Raw genomic sequence first — 14,222 nt, forward strand, 5'->3', positions numbered from 1 at the left:
ACGAGGGCGACCCGGCCCGCGCTTCCCGCGGACACACGTCGCCCTCGCTCTCGTGGAGCTAAGGAGAATTGAACTCCTGACCTCCTGCATGCCATGCAGGCGCTCTACCAACTGAGCTATAGCCCCTTGCTTCCGCCTGGATTCCCGTGGTTTCCCTGCGGCTTCGCCAACAGTACACGGTCCGGTCGGCGGATCTCCAATTCTTTCGTGGGGGCCGGACGGGGGCCGAGCGGGGCCTTCAGGGAGGCGGCTTCGCAGGCCGGAACGGCACCCGCCACGCGCGCGCGTTACGCGGTGGCGAAGGAGTAGAAGCGCTTCAGGGTGCAGTGTTCGTCGAGGAGGCGGCCGTAGATGGGTTCGCCTTCCAGTTCGCGGTAGGTCTCGATGGGGTCGCCCTTGATGATGAGCGCCCTGGCGCACTCCTCGCACCAGTACTGGTACTCGGGGTTCGCCGGGACCATGTCGCGGACGATGGGGGTGCCGCCGCCGCACCAGTCGCACTTCCGCCTGTGTGCGCCCATGCCTCAGCTCCCGGTGGGGGCTGGAGAGGGGGGCAGGCCGGGGGTCGGGGGGAGGGCGCGTTCCTGTGGTGGCTTCACCGCATCGGGGGAGCCGTGAACCTCCCCGAGGATGCGCGCGGGCATCGCCTCTCCCTCCGTCGGGGTTCCCCATCCGGCCCGCTTGATTCTGCCATGGCCCACCCCTCCTGGTCAGCGGCGCCGCCGTACCGTTCCGGACACGACGCGGAGGAGCGCGGCCCCGGCCAGCACGTATGCCTGACAAGCGGGGCGTACGGGGACGCGGCGGATTCCGGTTTTGGGACCTCGGGGCGGTTCCGGTGGGGATGCGGAGGGCTGTGACGCCGGGGGGCCGGGCCGGATGAAGCGTCGGCGCAGAGTGCGCCGGACCGGTACTCCAGAAGCCGCCGGCCTCCCCCTCCACCCCCGTTCCGCACAGCTCCGGCAGGGGGGTGTGGGTGGCGAAGCCCCCACACACGCGAGGCGAAGCCGAGCAAAAAGGACGAGGGCGACAAGGTCCGCGCTCTCCGCGGACACACGTCGCCCTCGCTCTCGTGGAGCTAAGGAGAATTGAACTCCTGACCTCCTGCATGCCATGCAGGCGCTCTACCAACTGAGCTATAGCCCCGGGTGTTCGTCCCGCATGTGCGGTGAACGGGATGAACTTTAGCCTGCGGTCCTCGGGAATGTGAAATCCGCGCACCTGGCGGCGCCCGGGCTCGACGGGGCCCCGGGGCGTGGGTCAGGTGTCGTCGCCGAGGACGACTTCGGGGAGGCTTCCGGCGTTGTGTTCCAGCAGCCGCCAGCCGCGGGCGCCCTCGCCGAGGACGGACCAGCAGCAGTTGGAGAGGCCGCCGAGGCTCTCCCAGTGGGTGGGCGCGAGGCCGAGGAGGCGCCCGATGGTGGTGCGGATGGTGCCGCCGTGGCTGACGACGACGAGGGTGCCGCCGTCGGGGAGCTTGTCGGCGTGCCGCAGGACGACGGGGGCGGCCCTGTCGGCCACCTCGGTCTCCAGTTCGCCGCCGCCCCTGCGGACGGGCTCACCGCGTTTCCACGCCGCGTACTGCTCGCCGTGGGCGGCGATGATCTCCTCGTGGGTGAGGCCCTGCCAGACCCCGGCGTAGGTCTCCCGCAGGGCCTCGTCGTGGGTGATGTCGAGGCCGGTGACGGCGGCGAGTTCCGCCGCGGTGGCGGCGGCCCTGCTGAGGTCGGAGGCGACGATGGCGTCGGGCCGCAGCGAGGCGAGCAGCCTGGCGGCCCTGCGGGCCTGGCCGACACCGGTCTCGGTGAGGGCGATGTCGGTGGAGCCCTGGAAGCGGCGCTCCAGGTTCCAGGCCGTCTGGCCGTGCCGCCAGAGGATGACGCGGCGGCCCCTGGGGCTGCTGGGGCCGCTGGTCACCGCAGTTCACCGCCGAGGTCGCGCATGTGCTCGGCCTCTGTCGCGGCCTGCTCGCGCTGGGTGTACTCGTCGCCCTTGCCGCGGGTGGCGCGGGCGTCGGCGGGCAGCTCCAGTTCGGGGCAGTCCTTCCAGAGGCGTTCGAGCGCGTAGAAGAGGCGCTCCTCGCTGTGCTGGACGTGGACGACGATGTCGACGTAGTCGAGGAGCACCCAGCGGGCCTCGCGGTCGCCCTCGCGGCGTACCGGCTTGGCGTCGAGCTGCTTGTTCAGCCGCTCCTCGATCTCGTCGACGATGGACTTGACCTGCCGGTCGTTGGGCGCGGAGGCGAGGAGGAAGGCGTCGGTGATCGCGAGTACGTCGCTGACGTCGTAGGCGATGATGTCGTGCGCGAGCCTGTCGGCGGCCGCCTGGGCCGCGGTGTTGATCAGCTCGATGGCGTGGTCCGTTGCGGTCACTACGCGGCTTTCCGTCGGAGATCGGGGTGGGGGCACCGGGCCGCTGCGCCCTGGGGCGGGGCCGGTGCTGGGTCAAGGATCTCACGGACGGCGCGGCGCATCTCGCACGTTTTTTCCTACGGCCCCGGCCCGTCGGGGCCGGGGCGGGGCGTCAGGGCGACTGGCTCGGCTTCTTGTAGTCGAAGTCGGAGCCGAGGACGACGGAGACGTCGGCGTTGGCGGCGACCTTGCCCTTCTTGACCGCGGAGTCGGGCAGGTCGAGGGTCTTGGCGACCTCGGCAGCGTCGGTCTTGTGAGCCGCGTCGCCGTAGCGGACCTGGGAGGTGGTGGCGGGGGTGTCGGCGTTGCCCGCGTCGACGTAGGTGTAGCCGCCGTTGAGCAGGTCGACCCGGGCGGTGCCCGCCGCGTCCTTGGCGCCGGTGGCGTTCTGCACGCCGACGCGCGGGTTCTGGCCCTGGTCGGGGGCCTTGACGGCGCCGCCGAGGTCGTTCTTGACGACGGAGTCGACGGCGTCCTGGCTGAGGGTGCCGTCCGGCTTCACGGCCAGCAGGGTGGTCTTGTAGTCGCCGACCTTCGCGTGGTCGGCGAGCTTGGCGAGGAAGGCGCCCAGGTCCTTGTCGCTGAGCGACGGGTCGAGGATCTGCGCGAGGGTCTCCACGGTGGTGGTGGCGGCGCCTGGGTCGGAGGACAGCTTGCGCAGGACGCCCAGCATGACCTGCCCGAAGCGTTCGAGCTGGGCGGTCGCGGGCTCGCCCGGGGCGCTGTAGGTGGCGTAGGCGACGGCCATGGGCCCGCTGAGTGTCTGGTTCTCGCCCTTGCGGACGAGGACGGAGCCGCCCTTGGCGTCCTCGTCGGAGGCACCCTTGGCGTCGTCGGAGGCACCCTTGTCCGAGGTGTCCTTGGCCGGGGTGTCGGGGACGTCGGTGTTCGTGTCGATGTCGATGTTGCCGACGAGTTCGACGAGGTTGTCGAGGTAGGGCGTGTCCAGCCGCCAGGTGCCCTGGATGCTGGTGCCGAGGAGGGTGTCGAGCGAGTCGCGGGTCCCCGCGGAGCCGTCGTCGTCGACGGACTTGGCGAGGGTGGTGGTGCTGCCGTCGTCGTCGGTGACGCCGAGCGAGTTGGGCAGCAGGATGGTGCTGCCGCGCTTGGTGGTGGCGTTGTTGACGAGGAGGGCGGTGGAGGTGCCGCCGCCCTTGGTGTTGTGCAGGTGCACCACGATGACGTCGCGGTCCTGGGGTCCCGCCGCGGCGCCGCCCTTGGTGCTGTCGCCGCCGAGGCCGGGCAGCCGGTCGGTGGACCAGAGGTAGCCGACGCCGCCCGCCACGACCACCACGAGCGCCACGATCAGCGCCACCACGCGGTGGCGGCCGCGCCTCCTGGCCTCCTCGCGCCGCTCGGTGCGGCTCTCGGTGAACTTCAGCCAGTCGATGACGTCTTCGGAGTCCTCGTCGGGCTCCTCGACGAAGGAGAACTCCCCCGTCTCGTAGTCGTCCTCGGGGTCACCGCCGCCCGGCCCCTCCCCCGGCACACCGGCCTCGGGCCCGCGGCCCTGCTGGCGGGGTATGTGCGCGGTGGCCCCCGGCCCGGGCCCGTAGGGGTCCGCCGGGACCTGGCCGCCGCGCGGGGGGTACGGCGCCCCCGGCCGTCCGCCGCCCCGGTGGCCGCCGCCGTACGGGTCCTGCGGCGGTGCGGGGGCCTGCGGCCCGGTGGCGTAGAGGTCCTGCGGCGGCTGGTGCGAACCGGTCCCGTACTCGGTCCCGTACTGGCCCTGCGGCGGGACCACGGGCTGCTGTCCCGTGCCGTACGGGTCGTAGGGCGGTACGGGCCGCTGCGGCCCGGTGCCGTAGGGGTCCTGCGGCGGCACCGGCCGCTGGGTGCCGGTGCGGTACGGGTCCTGCGGCGGCACGGGCCGCTGGGTGCCGGTGCCGTACGGGTCCTGTGCGTAGGAGCCGTGCGGGGCGGGGCCCTGCGCGTACGGGTCCTGGGGCGGTACGGGGGCCTGGTGCCCGGTGCCGTAGGGGTCGCGCGGGGGCCGGTGGGAGCCGGTGCCGTACGGGTCCTGCGGTGGGACCGGCGGCTGCTGCCCGGTGCCGTACGGGTCGTCGTAGCCGTAGGGGGCCCCGCCGCCGCTGGCCGGGTAGGAGCCGGTGGCGGGGCCCTGGGGGGGCGCGACCTGGCGGTGGACCGGGCGGCCGTACTCGTCGTATCCGACGATCTCGTACTGGGGGCCACCCTGTTGGTAGCCGTCGTGGCCGTCGTAGCGGTCGTTCACCGCTGCCCTCCCTCGGGGCTCACTTGCCGCGGTACAGGTTGCGCTTGTCGATGTAGCGCACCACACCGTCCGGGACCAGGTACCAGACGGGAGCGCCCGCCGCGACCCGGGCGCGGCAGTCCGTCGACGAGATCGCGAGCGCGGGCACCTCGACGAGGGAGACCCCGCCCTCAGGCAGCCCCGGGTCCGTGAGCGGATGTCCCGGCCGGGTGACTCCGATGAAGTGTGCCAGGGAGAACAGCTCGCTTGTGTAACGCCATGTGAGGATCTGGCCGAGGGCGTCGGCACCGGTGATGAAGAACAGGTCCGCGTCCGGGTTCAGTTCGTGGAGTTCCCGGAGGGTGTCCGTGGTGTAGGTGGGGCCGCCGCGGTCGATGTCGATGCGGCTGACGGAGAACTGGGGGTTCTCCGCGGTCGCGATCACCGTCATCAGGTAGCGGTCCTCGGCCGCCGACACCTCGGCGTCGCTCTTCTGCCAGGGCTGCCCGGTGGGTACGAAGACGACCTCGTCCAGGTCGAACAGGGCGGCGACCTCGCTGGCTGCCACGAGGTGCCCGTGGTGGACCGGGTCGAATGTGCCGCCCATGACGCCGAGCCGGCGCTTGGCGCCGCTCTGCGGGCCGGTAGGCGTGTCCTGCTCTCCCATGCGTGCAGACCCTACCGGCCCGGACGGTGGTGCTCGCGCGCCGGGCGCGCGGGGCTCAGCGGTCCCGGTTGAAGCGGGTGGTGATCCACAGCAGCAGGAGCAGGATGACGAGGGCTCCGCCGCCGGTGAGGATGGGGCTGAGGCTGGGGTGGTTGCCGCCCTCGCCCTCGGCGGCGAGATTGACCAGGGCAGCGGTGCTGTGGAGGCTCATCGTCGGCAGGACCTATCCGGAGGTGGGATCGGGCATCGTCGGAGATCGACGTATGGGGCCATCGTAGGCGTGCGGGGTGAGGATGCTCACGCCGACTCGGTCTCGGGCGCCTGCGCGGGGGCCGTGAGCGGCCGCGCGGGTATGAGAAGGGTCACGCGCCCCAGGGGCCGCACGGGCCTCGGGGAGGCGGCCCGGGGTCAGCTCTGCTGCCGGGGTCCGGCCCCGGCGGGCGCCGCCCGCTCGGCGTCGGCGGGCTCGGCGTGCTCGGCGGCCTCGGCCGACCCGACGGGCGCAGTGGCCGCTACGGCGGAGTCCCCCGCTTCCTTGCGCCCCACGGTCTCGTCCGCCGCGTCCTTGCGCCCGGCGGTCTCGTGCCCGGTGGCCTTCCCGGTGGCCTTGCGCTCGGTGTCGGCGGTCCCGGCCGGGTCTTGTGCGGGCTCCCGCGGACCGTCGCCGCCGTCCTCTGCGGGGCTCTCGCTGTCAGGCGCCGCGGGGTCCGCAGGGTCCGTGGGCGGTGTGCCGCCGTCCGGCCGCTCGGGTTCCGCGGGCCGCGCGGCGTCCGGCTCCTGGCGGTATCCGCGCAGCAGGAACCAGCCCGTGAGCGCGCAGCCGACCAGCATGACGACGAGGACGGTGCGCAGCAGCGGGCCCGCGCCGTGCTCGCCTGTGGCGTGGGCCGCCGCGAGCAGGGCGGTATGCGAACTGGGTGCCATGACGGACGACTCCTCACCTTTGCTGCCCCGCAACCGTAACTCCGCCTAGGCTGGGGCCCACCTCGGGGGTGGTGGCCGCGGCATCCGCCCCGGCGCGACAGGACGACAGCAGGACGGCAGGGGGACGACATGAGCGACAGCCAGGGAACGCCCGAGCAGGGCGACCGGGTGCCCAGCAGGCGGCGTACCCGATTTCCGGGGATCTCCTCGCGGGCGTACGAGCATCCGGCGGACCGGTCGGCGCTGGTGGCGCTGCGCAAACTCAGCGGCTTCGACACGGTGTTCAAGGCGCTGAGCAGCCTGCTGCCTGAGCGCAGCCTCAGACTGCTGTTCCTGTCGGACTCGGTGCGGGTGTCGGACGCCCAGTTCGCCCACCTCAACGCCATGCTGCGGGACGCCTGTTACATCCTGGACCTGGAGAAGGTCCCGGCCCTCTACGTGTCGCAGAACCCGGTGCCGAACGCGATGTGCATCGGCCTCGGCGACCCGATCATCGTGGTCACGACGGCCCTCGTCGAACTGCTCGACGAGGAGGAGATGCGGGCGGTCATCGGGCACGAGGTCGGGCACGCGCTGTCCGGGCACTCGGTGTACCGCACGATCCTGCTGTTCCTGACGAATTTGGCGCTGCGGGTGGCGTGGATTCCGCTCGGCAACGTGGCGATCATGGCGATCGTGACGGCGCTGCGGGAGTGGTTCCGCAAGTCGGAGCTGTCGGCCGACCGTGCGGGGCTGCTGGTCGGGCAGGACCTCCAGGCGTCGATGCGGGGCCTGATGAAGCTGGCGGGCGGCCACCATCTGCACGAGATGAACGTCGACGAGTTCCTGAAGCAGGCCGAGGAGTACGAGGGCGGCGGCGACCTGCGCGACTCCGTACTGAAGATCCTCAACGTACTGCCCCGCAGCCACCCGTTCACGACGGTACGTGCCGCCGAGCTGAAGGCGTGGGCGGCGACCCGTGACTACCAGCGGATCATGGACGGCCACTACCCGCGGCGCGACGAGGACAAGGACACCTCGGTCACCGACTCCTTCCGCCAGTCGGCGTCGGCCTACGCGAGCGACGTACGGGACTCGAAGGACCCGCTGATGAAGCTGATGAGCGATCTCGCGGGCGGCGCGGGCGACTTGGGCGGCAAGGTCCGCGACGTCTTCGGCGGCAGCCGCGGCCGAGGCGGGAAGAAGGACGCGGGCACGGAGGACGACGGCGGCCCCGAGCCCGCCGCCTCCTGACCAGAGGGCCGGCCGCCGCGCTCAGCCGTGCTGCGCGGACGCGGCGGTCGGCTCCGCCTTCGTGGCCAGGGTGCCGCAGAGTTCGGCGGCGGCGCCGGTGGCGTAGGGGTCGGTGCCGGTGTTGGGGCCGCCGGGGGTGGCCTTCTCCCCGGCGAGAAGTGGCCGGAAAGTGTCGGCGGAGCCGACGGGGCAGGACATGGGGCCCGCCTGGACCTGGGCGCTGAGCAACTCGGCCTGGTGCAGGCGGAGGTCGGCGCGGTCGAAGCGGAAGACGAGTTCGCGGCGGACGGTGAACAGCGACACCTGGGGGTGGGCCGCGGTGCCCGCGGCCTTGAGGGCGTAGACGAAGGTGTGGTCCGAGGTGACCTGGAGGGTGTTCGGGCCGGTCTCGGCGGCGGTGAGGGTGCCCCTGGTGCGGGCGTGGGCGTCAGCGAGCGCCGTGGTGGTGGGGTCGAAGCGGATCAGCCAGCCGATGGGGGCGTGCTTGCCGTCGGCGGCGGGGTGCTTGAAGCTGCGGTCGAACTGCGGGAGTTGGTCGGGATCGACCAGTATCCGCACGGGGCGTACCGAGCCCTTGGTGAGGACGTCGGGGTCGAGGGAGGACTCGACGAGGTAGTCCTTGGCGGTGGTGAGGGCGGTCATGACCTGGCCGTCGGAGAAGTGCTCGGCGTGCCAGGTGGTGGGCAGGGTGATGCCCGCGCCGCCGGTCTTGAAGTGGGCGGCGGGGCTGTGGGCGAACAGTTCGGCGGCGTGGGCCTCGCCCGGCACCGGGTGCTGGGGGGCGAGGGGGATCACCGTCATGTGCAGGGCGCGGGGGCGCGGCGGGGCCGCGGGGGTGCCGGGCCTGGTCACGCCCATGTAGACAGCGGTGCCGAAGGCGACGGCCATCAGCAGGACGAGGACGATGGCCTGCCGGGAGAGCCGGCGGTGGGCGGTGAGGCGGCGCCGTACGGCCGGGGCGTGGTCGGTGACGCGCTCGCGGGCCGAGGATTCCTGGAGGTGGGCAGCTCGGATGAACGACTCGTCGAAGACGACCCCGCGGTATTCGTCCTCGCTGCCTCCTGGCGCGCCGTCGTGTGACCCGTCCGGGGGATGTCCTTGCCCGCCCATACCTTCAGGGTAGGTCGCCGGGGAGTCGGGTAAACGCACGGTTGCGCGACAACTTTGGTTTGTCACTTTTCTCTGCCGGCCGCTCCGTGCGGCGGGCGTGGGTCAGCGCGCGCCGGGGGAGGCGGTGGCGGTGGCCGTCGGGGTGCCGGAGGGGGGTCCCATCCTGGGTGGCCCGGTGTCGGTGCCGACCTCGGTGGAGGCGGGCGCGGGGACCCGGTCCTGGCGGCCGCCGGAGGCGCCGCGGTAGACGGCGGTGAAGGCGAGGGCGACCATGCCGACGCCCATGACGAGGGCGAGCATCCAGGCGACGGTGCGGTGCCAGCGGGCGCGGTGGCCGCGGGGGCGGCCGTAGCCGTCGTCGAGTACGTCGGGGTCGTAGAGGCCGTCGTCGAACTCGTGGGCGCCGAAACCGCCGGGGCCGCCGGTGAAGAAGTCCTCGGGGGGTTCCTCGTCGGGGTGGGGTCCGCGGGCGCGGGCTCTGCGGCCTTCGGCCTCGGATGCTTCGGCCCTGGCCTCGGCGGCGGCGAGCAGCCGCTCGACGGCGGTGGGCTCGTGGATGGTGGCGGCCCGGACGAAGTCCTCGTCGAACACCACGGAGGCGAACTCCTCGTCCGCGCCTCCGCGGTCGTCGTCGGGCTCCCAGCCGTCCGGAAACGGCGAACCCCCCACGTCCTCCGGCACGTGACAAGCCTACGTCCTGGGGGTCATTTTGGGCAGACGGTAAGGATATTCTCCCGCCAGTCGAGACGGGCCGTGGGCGGGCCGGTGCGGCGTGCGGCCTGCGGGGTCAGCCGCGGGTGTGGCCGTCCCCGGTGACGATGTACTTGGTGGTGGTCAGCTCGGGCAGGCCCATGGGGCCGCGGGCGTGGAGCTTCTGGGTGGAGATGCCGATCTCGGCGCCGAAGCCGAACTGGCCGCCGTCGGTGAAGCGGGTGGAGGCGTTCACGGCGACGGTGGTGGAGTCGACCAGTTGGGTGAAGCGGCGGGCGGCCTGCTGCGAACCGGTGACGATGGCCTCGGTGTGCCCCGAGGACCAGAGGCGGATGTGGGCGACGGCGGCGTCGAGGGAGTCGACGACGGCGGCGGCGATGTCGTGGGAGAGGTATTCGGTCTCCCAGTCGTCGACGGTGGCCTCGACGACGGTGGCCTTGGTGGTGGCGGCGTGGCCGAGGACGCGGGGGTCGCCGTGGACGGTGACTCCGGCGGCGGCGAGGGCGTCGAGGGCGCGGGGCAGGAAGGCGTCGGCGATGTCGCGGTGGACGAGGAGGGTCTCGGCGGCGTTGCAGACGCTGGGCCGCTGGGCCTTGGAGTTGATGAGGATGTCGACGGCCATGTCGAGGTCGGCGGCGGCGTCGACGTAGACGTGGCAGTTGCCGGTGCCGGTCTCGATGACGGGGACGGTGGAGCCCTCGACGACGGTGCGGATGAGGGAGGCGCCGCCGCGGGGGATGAGGACGTCGACCATGCCGCGGGCGCGCATGAGTTCGCGTACGGGTTCGCGGCCCTCGCCGGGGACGAGTTGGACGGCGTCGGCGGGTTGTCCCGCGCCGCCGACGGCGTCGCGCAGGACGCGTACGAGGGCGGTGTTGGAGTCGCGTGCGGAGGAGGAGCCGCGCAGCAGGACGGCGTTGCCCGACTTGAGGCAGAGTGCGGCGGCGTCGACGGTGACGTTGGGCCTGGCCTCGTAGATGATGCCGACGACGCCGAGGGGGACGCGGACCTGGCGCAGGTCGATGCCGTTGGGGAGGGTGGAGCCGCGGACGACTTCGCCGACCGGGTCGGGCAGCGCGGCGACGTCGCGGACGTCGGAGGCGATGGCGCGCATCCGGTCGGGGGTGAGGGTGAGCCGGTCGATGATCGCCTCGCTGGTGCCCGCCTTGCGGGCGCGGGCGATATCGAGCTGGTTGGCCTCGACGGCCTCGCTGGTGCGGACTTCGAGGGCGTCGGCGATGGAGAGGAGGACGTCGTCCTTGGTGGCCCTCGGCAGCGGGGCGATGTCGGCCGCGGCGCTGCGTGCGCGGTAGGCGGCCTGTGCGACGGGCGACATGCTGTCGTACGGGGAGCCGGGGAGGGGCGAGGAGAGCGACGTCATGTCGGAAAGGGTAGTGGGCGGCGGGCGGCGTTTCCCGGGCCGTCCCACACCGCGAGACGTGGCCGGGCCGCCCCCGCGCCGTGCCCGCGGGGGTCTGCGGGGGTGGCGGGGGGGGTGGCTGGGGTGGCGGTCAGAAGAACGGCCGGATGGCGACGGAGCCGCCGGGGCGGGGTTCGTAGCCCTCGGCGACGCGCTGGTGGTAGGTGTCCCGGTCGATGACTTCGAGGCCGACGATCTCCCAGGCGGGGAGGTCGGCGCTGGTGCGGTGTTCGCCCCACAGGCGCAGTGCGACGGCCGCGGCGTCATGGAGGTCGCGGGCCTCCTCCCAGTAGCGGATCTCGGCGTGGTCCGCGGCGTATCTGCTGGTCAGGAGGAAGGGGTGGTCGTGTGCGAGCTGTTCGAGTCCGCGGCGTACCCGGGCCGGCGGGGTGTCGGCGCCCGAGACGCTGAGGGTGATGTGCCAGAGCCGCGGCGCCCGTCCCTGGTCGCCGGTCTGCTGGGTGGCGCGGCAGGTCTCTCCGGCGGCGACGCTCTTCAGGGGGCGGCCGTCCTGGCGGTCGCCGACGGCCGCCAGGGCGCGGGAGGCGCCGGTCGCGCGGCGCGTGGCTCCCGGGCGTGCTCGTCTCACGACAGCCTCCTTGCACGTGGGGGTGCGGAACGGTGCTGTCTCAAAGTTGAGCAGTTTCGGCGGGCTCCGCGCGGCGGTTTTGCGGAACGTACACCGGTGGGGCGTCGGGTGGTGGGGAAGTTAGGTGGTCAGGAGGACGAGGTCGTCCCGGTGTACGACTTCGCGTTCGTATGCGGGGCCGAGTTCTCGTGCCAGGTCGTGGGTGGAGCGGCCCATGAGCCGGGGGATCTCGCGGGCGTCGAAGCCGACGAGGCCGCGGGCGATGGCGCGGCCGCTGGTGTCCCTGAGTTCGACGGGGTCGCCCGCGGTGAATTCGCCTTCGGCGGCAGCGATACCGGCGGGCAGCAGTGATTTCCGGCCTTCGACGACGGCCCGTACGGCGCCGTCGTCGAGGATGAGGGCGCCGCGGGGGGTGGAGGCGTGCTGGAGCCAGAGGAGGCGGTCGGCGGAGCGGCGCGGGGCGGGGTGGAAGTAGGTGCCGGTGTCGCGTCCCGCGAGGGCGTCGGCGGCGTGGGAGGCGGAGGTGAGGACGACGGGGATGCCGGCGGCCGCGGCGATGGCGGCGGCCTCGACCTTGGTGACCATGCCGCCGGTGCCGACGCCTGCCTTTCCGGTGCTGCCGATGGGGACGCCATCGAGGTCGGCGGGGTCGTGGACCTCGGTTATGCGGGTGCTGTCGGCAAGGCGGGGGTCGCCGTCGTAGACGCCGTCGACGTCGGAGAGGAGGACGAGGAGGTCGGCGTGGACGAGGTGGGCGACGAGGGCGGCGAGGCGGTCGTTGTCGCCGAAGCGGATCTCGTCGGTGGCGACGGTGTCGTTCTCGTTGACGACGGGGAGGGCGCCCATGGCGAGGAGTTTGTCGAGGGTGCGGGAGGCGTTGCGGTGGTGGGCGCGGCGGCTGGTGTCGTCGCTGGTCAGCAGGATCTGGCCGGCGCGGATGCCGTAGCGGGCGAAGGAGGCGGTGTAGCGGGCCATGAGGAGGCCCTGTCCGACGCTGGCGGCGGCCTGCTGGCGGGCGAGGTCGCGGGGGCGGCGGCGCAGTCCGAGGGGGGCGAGGCCGGCGGCGATGGCGCCGGAGGAGACGAGGACGATTTCGCGGGGGCGGCCGCCGGGCGGGGCCGGGGGGCGCTGTCGCGCGGTGGCGAGGACGTCGACGAGGGCGTCCACCCGGTCGGCGTCGAGGCCGCCCGCGGCGTCGGCGAGTGAGGACGAGCCGACCTTCACCACGATCCTGCGGGCCGAGGCCACGTCCTGTCTTGCCGTTTGCACGTGCTTTCCCATCGACTCGCGGCCGTCGGCCGCCCGGTGTCCGCTGTGGTACCTGATGGTCGGCAATGTACGTGAGTCGGGCGCGGTGCGCCGCCGGGTTCCGGTGGGCGGACGGCGGGGGCGGGGCAGGGGCGCCGACCAGTGGGGGCGTACGGGGTGTGACAGGTCGCTCGCATCACGCGTCCGGTGAAAAGGTTGTGCCGTCGCCCTCTGGTAATTGACGGTTGCGCAAACTTAGCGTTAACCCATGGCATCTAGCCCCCATAAAGTGAAGCGCATCCTGCTCAGATCGGGAAAAAGTCCCTTCACTGCCATGACCGTCGAGGACGCGCTGCACCAGGATGTCATCGCGACGAACTCCGGGAACCTGATCTTCAGTGACGCCACGCACAAGATCCTCCAGACGCCCGGCACCGAGGTCGTCTCGAACGGGATTCAGACCCCGGTGGCCGAAGCGGGCCGTATCAACGAGGAGTTCGACGTCTTCGTGGTGCCGTTGGCGAACGCGTTCCGGCCGTCGTTCGAGCGTTCGCTGATCCGGCTGACCCGGTTGATCTCGCGGTTGCGCATCCCGGTCGTGGTGGCCGGGGTCGGCGCGCAGACCGGTCTCGACTACAACCCGGCCAGGCTCGCCCCGATGGCGGACTCGGTGCGGGCGTTCGTGTCGGCGGTGCTGGATCGCAGCGCCACCATCGGGGTGCGGGGCGAGTTCACCGAGAAGTACCTGCGTGACCTCGGTTTCACCGCGGTGGAGGTGGTGGGCTGCCCCTCGCTCTTCCAGGACGGTGACACGGTCGACATCGTCAAGGGCCGCGGTCTCGACCGGAGTTCGCGGATCGCGGTGAACGGCTCGCACGGTTCGTTCAAGCAGAAGCGGCTGGCGCGGATCGTCCGCGGGGCGTGGGAGGAATACCCGGAGACGGTGTTCATCGGGCAGAACCTCACCGAGGCGCGGCAGTTGCACTGGCGTGAGGCGTACGACGCCAAGGAGGCGCCGCGCTCGATGCCGACCCATCCCGAGCATCCGATGTTCCGTGAGGGCCGGGTGCGGGTGTTCGTCGACCCGGTGACGTGGATCGACGAACTGCGCGACTTCGACTACTCGTTCGGCGCCCGTATCCACGGCAATATCGCGGCGCTGCTCGCCGGGACACCCGCGACGGTGCTGTGCGGGGACTCCCGCACGCTGGAGCTGGCGCGCTACTTCGAGATACCCCACCGCACCATCCCCGACATCCCGGACGACCTGCGTCCCGAGGACCTGTTCGCCGAGGCGGACTTCGGGCCGTTCGTCAAGGGGCACCGGGACCGTTTCGACCGTTTCGTGGACTTCCTCGCGCGCAACGGCCTGGACAACACCTTCACGCACGGCGACGGCGGCAGGGCGTTCGACGAGCGCATGCGGTCGCTCGCGTTCCCGCCCGCGGTGCGGCCGTGGACGAGCGCAGGGGTCGAGGAGGTGAGCGCGCGTTTCGCGTGGATGCGGGACCAGATGGCCGAGCTGGCGGCGCGCAACGCGGCCCTGGAGCGGCGGGCGGCCCGTACGGTCGCCGCTCCGGCGGCGCCGCAGTCGGTGTACCGCAAGGCGCGCCGGGTGGTGGGCCGGCCGATCAAGCGGGCGCTGAAGTTCTAGCGCGCCTGCCCGCCCGCCCCGTAGAGCGGCAGGGGCGGGTTCC

Annotated in this window: 14 protein-coding genes and 2 tRNA genes; 2 read left to right on the forward strand and 14 right to left on the reverse strand. The window is 72.4% G+C overall.

The window, feature by feature from the left end; genetic code table 11:
* Nucleotides 1-53: 53 nt before the first annotated feature.
* The 9 genes from ACIBIW_RS26065 to ACIBIW_RS26105 all read right to left on the reverse strand — a co-directional run bounded on the left by ACIBIW_RS26065 (nt 54) and on the right by ACIBIW_RS26105 (nt 6,214).
* Nucleotides 54-126: transfer RNA gene (locus ACIBIW_RS26065), tRNA-Ala, on the reverse strand.
* A 161-nt stretch (nt 127-287) separates the two neighbouring features.
* Entirely contained in the window at nt 288-521 is a 234-nt protein-coding gene (locus ACIBIW_RS26070; RefSeq protein ID WP_399339450.1) for a hypothetical protein, read from the reverse strand.
* A 552-nt stretch (nt 522-1,073) separates the two neighbouring features.
* Nucleotides 1,074-1,146 (reverse strand) — tRNA-Ala (locus tag ACIBIW_RS26075).
* Between the two features lie 114 nt (nt 1,147-1,260).
* Complete coding sequence (locus tag ACIBIW_RS26080; RefSeq protein WP_399339451.1) at nt 1,261-1,917, reverse strand: histidine phosphatase family protein; 657 nt, start codon at nt 1,915-1,917, stop codon at nt 1,261-1,263.
* A complete protein-coding gene (rsfS, locus tag ACIBIW_RS26085) occupies nt 1,914-2,372 on the reverse strand; it encodes a ribosome silencing factor (protein WP_399339452.1) in 459 nt (152 codons plus the stop codon). Before rsfS ends, ACIBIW_RS26080 begins: the two co-directional genes overlap by 4 nt.
* Nucleotides 2,373-2,523: 151 nt before the next feature.
* The gene (locus ACIBIW_RS26090; RefSeq protein ID WP_399339453.1) at nt 2,524-4,644 is read right to left on the reverse strand and encodes a LytR C-terminal domain-containing protein; all 2,121 of its coding nucleotides are present in this window, start codon (nt 4,642-4,644) and stop codon (nt 2,524-2,526) included.
* Between the two features lie 19 nt (nt 4,645-4,663).
* The gene (gene nadD / locus ACIBIW_RS26095; protein WP_399339454.1) at nt 4,664-5,290 is read right to left on the reverse strand and encodes a nicotinate-nucleotide adenylyltransferase; all 627 of its coding nucleotides are present in this window, start codon (nt 5,288-5,290) and stop codon (nt 4,664-4,666) included.
* A gap of 55 nt (nt 5,291-5,345) precedes the next feature.
* Complete coding sequence (locus ACIBIW_RS26100; protein ID WP_399339455.1) at nt 5,346-5,501, reverse strand: hypothetical protein; 156 nt, start codon at nt 5,499-5,501, stop codon at nt 5,346-5,348.
* 197 nt (nt 5,502-5,698) lie between these two features.
* Nucleotides 5,699-6,214, reverse strand: a complete 516-nt coding sequence (locus ACIBIW_RS26105; RefSeq protein ID WP_399339494.1) for a hypothetical protein — start codon at nt 6,212-6,214, stop codon at nt 5,699-5,701.
* 129 nt (nt 6,215-6,343) lie between these two features.
* On the opposite strand from ACIBIW_RS26105, the gene ACIBIW_RS26110 reads away from it, so the two are divergent.
* Nucleotides 6,344-7,447 carry a M48 family metallopeptidase gene (locus tag ACIBIW_RS26110; protein WP_399339456.1) on the forward strand — a complete coding sequence of 368 codons (1,104 nt, stop codon included), beginning with the start codon at nt 6,344-6,346 and terminating at the stop codon, nt 7,445-7,447.
* A gap of 21 nt (nt 7,448-7,468) precedes the next feature.
* Here ACIBIW_RS26110 and ACIBIW_RS26115 read toward each other — a convergent pair whose 3' ends face one another.
* The 5 genes from ACIBIW_RS26115 to proB form a co-directional block, all read right to left on the reverse strand.
* Complete coding sequence (locus ACIBIW_RS26115) at nt 7,469-8,557, reverse strand: hypothetical protein (protein ID WP_399339457.1); 1,089 nt, start codon at nt 8,555-8,557, stop codon at nt 7,469-7,471.
* Between the two features lie 102 nt (nt 8,558-8,659).
* Nucleotides 8,660-9,238, reverse strand: coding sequence for a hypothetical protein (locus tag ACIBIW_RS26120; protein ID WP_399339458.1), 579 nt, complete (start codon nt 9,236-9,238; stop codon nt 8,660-8,662).
* A 106-nt stretch (nt 9,239-9,344) separates the two neighbouring features.
* A complete protein-coding gene (locus ACIBIW_RS26125) occupies nt 9,345-10,649 on the reverse strand; it encodes a glutamate-5-semialdehyde dehydrogenase (RefSeq protein WP_399339459.1) in 1,305 nt (434 codons plus the stop codon).
* Nucleotides 10,650-10,779: 130 nt separating this feature from the next.
* Nucleotides 10,780-11,277 carry a hypothetical protein gene (locus ACIBIW_RS26130; RefSeq protein ID WP_399339460.1) on the reverse strand — a complete coding sequence of 166 codons (498 nt, stop codon included), beginning with the start codon at nt 11,275-11,277 and terminating at the stop codon, nt 10,780-10,782.
* 120 nt (nt 11,278-11,397) lie between these two features.
* Nucleotides 11,398-12,558 carry a glutamate 5-kinase gene (proB, locus tag ACIBIW_RS26135; RefSeq protein WP_399339493.1) on the reverse strand — a complete coding sequence of 387 codons (1,161 nt, stop codon included), beginning with the start codon at nt 12,556-12,558 and terminating at the stop codon, nt 11,398-11,400.
* Nucleotides 12,559-12,859: 301 nt separating this feature from the next.
* Here proB and ACIBIW_RS26140 point away from each other — a divergent pair, with 301 nt between their 5' ends.
* Nucleotides 12,860-14,179 carry a polysaccharide pyruvyl transferase family protein gene (locus ACIBIW_RS26140; RefSeq protein ID WP_399339461.1) on the forward strand — a complete coding sequence of 440 codons (1,320 nt, stop codon included), beginning with the start codon at nt 12,860-12,862 and terminating at the stop codon, nt 14,177-14,179.
* The last annotated feature ends 43 nt before the right edge of the window (nt 14,180-14,222 follow it).

This window comes from Streptomyces sp. NPDC050560 (assembly GCF_044457285.1).
GTDB lineage: Bacteria > Actinomycetota > Actinomycetes > Streptomycetales > Streptomycetaceae > Streptomyces.

What these genes read in the sequence shown, in the direction of transcription:
- ACIBIW_RS26070 (WP_399339450.1), bottom strand. Translation starts at nt 521, where the DNA reads ATGGGCGCACACAGGCGGAAGTGCGACTGGTGCGGCGGCGGCACCCCC.
- nadD (WP_399339454.1), bottom strand. Translation starts at nt 5,290, where the DNA reads ATGGGAGAGCAGGACACGCCTACCGGCCCGCAGAGCGGCGCCAAGCGC.
- ACIBIW_RS26100 (WP_399339455.1), bottom strand. Translation starts at nt 5,501, where the DNA reads ATGAGCCTCCACAGCACCGCTGCCCTGGTCAATCTCGCCGCCGAGGGC.
- ACIBIW_RS26105 (WP_399339494.1), bottom strand. Translation starts at nt 6,214, where the DNA reads ATGGCACCCAGTTCGCATACCGCCCTGCTCGCGGCGGCCCACGCCACA.
- ACIBIW_RS26110 (WP_399339456.1), top strand. Translation starts at nt 6,344, where the DNA reads ATGAGCGACAGCCAGGGAACGCCCGAGCAGGGCGACCGGGTGCCCAGC.
- ACIBIW_RS26115 (WP_399339457.1), bottom strand. Translation starts at nt 8,557, where the DNA reads ATGGGCGGGCAAGGACATCCCCCGGACGGGTCACACGACGGCGCGCCA.
- ACIBIW_RS26125 (WP_399339459.1), bottom strand. Translation starts at nt 10,649, where the DNA reads ATGACGTCGCTCTCCTCGCCCCTCCCCGGCTCCCCGTACGACAGCATG.
- proB (WP_399339493.1), bottom strand. Translation starts at nt 12,558, where the DNA reads ATGGGAAAGCACGTGCAAACGGCAAGACAGGACGTGGCCTCGGCCCGC.
- ACIBIW_RS26140 (WP_399339461.1), top strand. Translation starts at nt 12,860, where the DNA reads ATGACCGTCGAGGACGCGCTGCACCAGGATGTCATCGCGACGAACTCC.